6 protein-coding genes are annotated in these 5,523 nt (G+C 55.2%); all 6 read right to left on the bottom strand.

What is annotated here, in order from left to right; genetic code table 11:
* Positions 1 to 108: 108 nt before the first annotated feature.
* The 6 genes from RMS03_RS08210 to infC all read right to left on the bottom strand — a co-directional run bounded on the left by RMS03_RS08210 (position 109) and on the right by infC (position 5,438).
* Positions 109 to 459 carry an integration host factor subunit alpha gene (locus RMS03_RS08210; protein ID WP_310626593.1) on the bottom strand — a complete coding sequence of 117 codons (351 nt, stop codon included), beginning with the start codon at positions 457 to 459 and terminating at the stop codon, positions 109 to 111.
* Between the two features lie 26 nt (positions 460 to 485).
* Positions 486 to 2,912: a phenylalanine--tRNA ligase subunit beta gene (gene pheT / locus RMS03_RS08215; protein WP_310626590.1), complete on the bottom strand. Its 2,427-nt coding sequence runs from the start codon at positions 2,910 to 2,912 to the stop codon at positions 486 to 488.
* 24 nt (positions 2,913 to 2,936) lie between these two features.
* Complete coding sequence (gene pheS, locus RMS03_RS08220) at positions 2,937 to 3,989, bottom strand: phenylalanine--tRNA ligase subunit alpha (RefSeq protein WP_310626591.1); 1,053 nt, start codon at positions 3,987 to 3,989, stop codon at positions 2,937 to 2,939.
* Between the two features lie 134 nt (positions 3,990 to 4,123).
* Complete coding sequence (rplT, locus tag RMS03_RS08225; RefSeq protein WP_108282356.1) at positions 4,124 to 4,483, bottom strand: 50S ribosomal protein L20; 360 nt, start codon at positions 4,481 to 4,483, stop codon at positions 4,124 to 4,126.
* 26 nt (positions 4,484 to 4,509) lie between these two features.
* A complete protein-coding gene (gene rpmI, locus RMS03_RS08230; protein ID WP_310626592.1) occupies positions 4,510 to 4,713 on the bottom strand; it encodes a 50S ribosomal protein L35 in 204 nt (67 codons plus the stop codon).
* A 116-nt stretch (positions 4,714 to 4,829) separates the two neighbouring features.
* Positions 4,830 to 5,438 carry a translation initiation factor IF-3 gene (gene infC, locus RMS03_RS08235; RefSeq protein WP_310626594.1) on the bottom strand — a complete coding sequence of 203 codons (609 nt, stop codon included), beginning with the start codon at positions 5,436 to 5,438 and terminating at the stop codon, positions 4,830 to 4,832.
* Positions 5,439 to 5,523 lie beyond the last annotated feature (85 nt).

Genomic DNA, 5,523 nt, shown 5'->3' on the forward strand with positions numbered 1-5,523 from the left:
AGATTTGGTATCGTTCTTCTCGGCTGAGGTGCTTGTACATTGGGCAACTTCGACTTGGCGGTTAAAGCGGCCATGATGCTCTCGCATCCTCAGCCACCTATAACCAGTTCATCTTTGTTGCACTTCGTCCTTGAATCCGCTATTACTAACACCCTGTATTTGTTCTTTTAATTTGTGACTAGCGTGGAAAGTCACCGCCCTTCTCGCCTTAATCGGGATGGGTTCTCCCGTACGCGGATTGCGGCCAGGTCGAGGGGCTTTGGTGCGAATTTGAAAGTTACCAAAGCTTGAGATTTTCACATCGGTACCGTTAACCAAATTTTGTGCAATCAGGTCGAAGAACGCATCAATCATGTCTTTGGACTCGCGCTTGTTCAAGCCGATTTGCTCGAACAACAAATCGGCCAACTGCGCTTTGGTCAACACAGGCGTTTCTAAGCTCTCAAAAGAAAGTTCCATACGGTTCTCTTTGTCAGGTGTGAACATCAAGCGCGCAAGCGCGCAGACACTTGGGCCGCCAACTCGGCCAGCACGGCTTGCACCACGCCTTCGATCTGGGCTTCGTTCAAGGTAGCTTCGTCGCTGTTGAGCGTGAGGCGCACGGCCAAACTCTTTTCGTTCATCGCCATCGCAGCACTTTCGGCCTTGGAACGATACACGTCAAACAACACGGCGTTGCGTAGCAGGCCTTGTGTTTTGGCGGCATGCACGGCTGTCATCAATTGGGCGTGCGTGACGCTGTCTTTAACGATCACCGCAATGTCGCGCTCGACATTGGGAAACTTGGCCACGCCAGCGGACTTAGGCACATCGCGATGCAACACCGCATCGAGTAAGAGTTCAAACATCACAGGCGCTTGATTGAGGTCCCAGCTTTGACGCCAGCGTGGGTGCAACTCGCCCACGTGGCCCACGGCTTGGCCGTTGACCAACACCTTGGCACAGCGGCCGGGATGCATGGCGGGGTGCTCTGCTGCTTCGAACTGCGGCACAGCAGGTGCCAGTAAAGCTTCGACATCGGCTTTCACGTCGAAGAAGTCTGCGGCTTGTTCTTTGCTGCCCCATTGCAAAGGGGCCGGACTGCCAAAGGCCATGCCTGCCACATGCATGGGCTGATCGAACCCTTGCACGGTGGTGTCGGTGTTTTGCACCAAAGCGTCTTTGTGAAACACGCGCCCCAGTTCAAACACGCGCACGCGTGAAGCCTTGCGGTCCACGTTGAACTTCACGACATTAAGCAAAGAGCCCAGCAAAGTGGAACGCATCACACTCATTTGACTGGCGATGGGGTTGAGCAGCTTGATGGGGTTGGCATTGCCTGCCAACTCGTGTTCCCAGCGCTCATCCACAAAGCTGTAGTTGATGGTTTCTTGGTAGCCCAAGGCCGCCAACTGATGGCGCAAGGCGTGTGGACTGCGCTGCGCTTCTTCGCACGCACTGGCGGTGATGGGGGCCAAAGGTGGTGTGGTGGGTAGGTTGCTGTAACCCACCATGCGCGCCACTTCTTCAATCAGGTCTTCTTCAATTTGCAAATCGAAACGAAAGGATGGCGGTTGCACAGTGACCGTACCCTCGCCTTCGGTCACCGGCAAGCCCAAACCACGCAAAGCATCTGCCACGCGTTGCTGGGTCAGTGGCATGCCAATGACTTTCTCGGCACGCGCCACGCGCAAGGTGACAGGTTTGGCCACGGGCATGTTCACGCGTTGGTCGTCAATCGGGCCCACCGTCGTGTTGGGCGTGCCGCAAATCTCGATCACCAACTGGGTGATGCGCTCGATGTGCTCCACGGTCAACTCGGGGTCGACACCCCGCTCAAAGCGGTGGCCAGCATCCGTGCTGAAGTTGAAGCGACGCGAACGGCCTGTAATGGCCGAGGGCCACCAGAAGGCGGCTTCGATGTAAATGTTGTGCGTGTCGTCGCTCACCGCCGTGGCATCACCGCCCATGATGCCGGCGAGGGACTCGACTTGATGCGCGTCAGCGATGACGCCCACTTTATCGTCCACCGTGACGGTGTTGCCATTCAAGAGCTTCAGCTGTTCACCCGTTTTGCCCCATCGCACCTCCAAGCCACCTTGAATTTTGTCAAGGTCGAAGATGTGCGAGGGACGACCCAACTCGAACATCACATAGTTCGAGATATCTACCAATGGGCTCACGCTGCGTTGACCGCAACGGGCCAAGTGGTTCACCATCCATGCGGGTGTTTGCGCTTGTGTATTCACGCCACGCACCACGCGGCCAGAGAAGCGTCCACACAAATCGGGGGCGCTAATTTTCACGGCCAAGGTGTCTTGGTTAGTTGCCGCAATGCCTGGGAATGTGGACACCTTCAATGGTGATCCAGTGAGGGCGGACACTTCACGCGCAATGCCGTACACGCTTAAGCAATGTGCCAAATTAGGTGTGAGCTTCAACGTCATCAATGTGTCGTCGAGGTTCAAGTACTCGCGGATGTTTTGGCCCAAGGGTGCATCGACGGGCAGTTCAAGCAAGCCACCGTGGTCATCGGCGATTTTGAGTTCTTTGGCCGAGCACAACATGCCTTGGCTCTCCACCCCACGCAGCTTGCCCACTTTGATTTTGAACGGCTTGCCGTCATCGCTGAGTGGCAGCTCTGCGCCCACCGTGGCGCACGGAACTTTGATGCCCACACGGGCATTGGGTGCGCCGCACACGATGTTGAGCAAGGCGCCCTGCCCCACGTCGACTTGGCAAATGCGTAAGCGGTCAGCGTCTGGGTGCTGTACCGCTTCTTTGATTTCACCCACCACGATGCCTGTGAAAGGCGGTGCAGCGGGTTGGAGTTCTTCCACTTCCAAACCGGCCATGGTCAAGGTGTCGGCCAGCTTTTGGGTGGTGAGTAATGGGTTGCAGAATTCGCGCAACCAGGATTCGGGGAATTGCATGATGAATCTCGTGTGTGCGTGAAATTATTGGAATTGACTCAAGAAGCGAATGTCGCCATCGAAGAACAAGCGCAAGTCGTTCACGCCGTAACGCAGCATGGTGAAACGGTCCATGCCCATGCCAAAGGCAAAGCCGATGAAACGCTCAGGGTCAAGGCCCATGTTGCGCACCACGTTTGGATGCACTTGGCCTGAACCGCCTACTTCGAGCCAACGGCCCGCCAAAGCGCCGCTTTGGAACTGAATGTCGATCTCAGCGCTGGGCTCTGTGAAGGGAAAGTAGCTAGGACGGAAGCGCAGCACCAAGTCGTCACTCTCAAAATACGTGCGGCAGAAATCGGTGATGACCACTTTGAGATCTTTGAAGCTCACGTTCTCGCCAATCCACAGGCCTTCGCATTGGTGGAACATGGGCGAGTGCGTGGCATCGCTGTCCACGCGGTAGGTGCGGCCGGGCGCAATGACGCGAATTTCGGGCATGCCTTGACCGGCATCCAGGCGCGCTTGATAGCGCTTGACGTGTTGCACTGCGTGGCGCACTTGCATCGGGCTGGTGTGCGTACGCAGTAAGTTGGGCGCTTCAGCGCTGCCACCTTCCACATAGAAGGTGTCGTGCATCGAGCGTGCGGGATGGTCTTCAGGCGTGTTGAGCGCGGTGAAGTTGAACCAGTCGGTTTCAATCTCGGGGCCTTGGGCCACTTCAAAACCCATCGAACCAAAGATGACTTCGACACGTTCGAGCGTAATCGTTACAGGGTGCAAGCCGCCAGCCATGCGGGCGCGACCGGGCAAGGTCACATCCAAGGCTTCGGCTTTGAGTTGGGTCTCGAGTTCGACATCGGCCAAGGCTTGGCGACGTGCCGTGAGCGCGGCTTCAATCGCTTGCTTGGCCACGTTGATGGCGGCACCAGTCGATTTCTTTTCCTCCACGCTCAAAGCGGCCATGCCCTTCATCATCTCGGTGATGTGGCCTGACTTGCCCAAGAACTGGGCCTTGGCGTTTTCAAGATCTGCCGGTGTGGTGCTTTGCGCAAACAGGGCCTGTGCACTGGCGACCAGAGAATCCAACTCGTTCATAACTTTGATGATTCCAATTGCCCCTCATCATGAAAATTATTTCATTGAAGAATTTGGGGAGAGGAGAAAACAAAAAAGGGATTGAAGCTGTGTAGCCCCAACCCCTTTACTCGTGGGTGGTTAACCCTTGACTATCACGCAGCCAATTTGGCTTTGACTTGATTCACGATGCTGGTGAAAGCAGCCATGTCGTGAACAGCCAAGTCAGCCAACATCTTGCGGTCGATTTCGATCGCTGCCTTTTTCAGGCCGTTGGCGAATTGGCTGTAGGTCAAACCGCACTGACGTGCAGCCGCATTGATACGAGCGATCCACAGCTGACGGAACACACGCTTTTTCGTGCGGCGGTCGCGGTAAGCATATTGACCAGCCTTCATCACCGCTTGTTTAGCGATGCGGAAGACGTTACCGCGGCGACCGCGGAAACCTTTGGCTAAAGCCAGAACTTTTTTGTGACGGGCACGGGCCGTAACACCACGTTTAACGCGAGGCATAGTTTTTCTCCTTGTTCGTCAGTTAATTACAGGCCGGTCTTGGGCAGCATTTGTGCCATGTGACCCATGTTGGTCTCATGCACATTCACTGCGCCACGCAAGTGACGCTTGTTCTTGGTCGTCTTCTTGGTCAAGATGTGACGTTTGAAGGCTTGACCGCGTTTCACGGTACCACCTGGACGAACGCGGAAGCGCTTTTTAGCGCTGCTTTTGGTCTTCATTTTGGGCATTTAGATGCTCCTTTATTTGTGCTCGTGAGGCGCTTGCACACCGATGTGCAGTCTTGTTAGCCCCGAGACACGAATTTGCTTACCTTCAAAGCGCAGCAGCACGCTGCGCTGCCAATTTATGCAGGGGCTGCCGGAGCGGCTTCTGCAACAGGTTTGGCGGAGCCACCTGATTTCTTCTTGCCAGGCGCGATCATCATGATCATTTGACGCCCTTCGAGTTTGGGGAACTGCTCAACCACGATCAGGTCTGCCAACTCATCACGGATGCGCTGCAACAGCGCCATACCGATTTCTTGATGCGTGATCTCGCGGCCACGAAAGCGCAGCGTGATCTTGCATTTGTCACCGTCATCTAAGAAGCGCTTGATGTTGCGCATCTTGATGTTGTAGTCACCATCATCGGTACCAGGACGGAACTTGATTTCCTTGACCTCGATGACCTTTTGCTTGGACTTCGCTTCAGCAGCCTTCTTTTGCTCTTGGTACTTGAACTTACCGTAGTCCATCAAACGGCACACCGGCGGCACAGCCGTGGCGGCAATTTCAACCAAATCAACGTCCATCTCACCGGCCATGCGCAAGGCATCAGCCAAGCTCACGATACCGAGGGGTTCGTTGTCAGTACCTGAAAGGCGGACTTCCGGGGCCATGATTTCCCGGTTAAGGCGATGTTTGCGTTCCTCGCGCTGGCGGCGGTCGCGAAATTCTGTAGCGATGGTGACTATCCTTAAAAATCAAAAACAAACCGACACACGTGTGCGACGCACAACTCTTGGCAATTCCTAAATGAAATTAGCTTTTGAGAGAGAT

The organism is Limnohabitans sp. (genome assembly GCF_031538885.1).
In the GTDB taxonomy this organism is placed as follows: domain Bacteria; phylum Pseudomonadota; class Gammaproteobacteria; order Burkholderiales; family Burkholderiaceae_C; genus Limnohabitans.

Excerpts from the sequence above, each read along its gene's own strand:
- rpmI (WP_310626592.1), bottom strand. The coding sequence starts at position 4,713 with ATGCCCAAAATGAAGACCAAAAGCAGCGCTAAAAAGCGCTTCCGCGTT.
- rplT (WP_108282356.1), bottom strand. The coding sequence starts at position 4,483 with ATGCCTCGCGTTAAACGTGGTGTTACGGCCCGTGCCCGTCACAAAAAA.
- pheS (WP_310626591.1), bottom strand. The coding sequence starts at position 3,989 with ATGAACGAGTTGGATTCTCTGGTCGCCAGTGCACAGGCCCTGTTTGCG.
- pheT (WP_310626590.1), bottom strand. The coding sequence starts at position 2,912 with ATGCAATTCCCCGAATCCTGGTTGCGCGAATTCTGCAACCCATTACTC.
- RMS03_RS08210 (WP_310626593.1), bottom strand. The coding sequence starts at position 459 with ATGGAACTTTCTTTTGAGAGCTTAGAAACGCCTGTGTTGACCAAAGCG.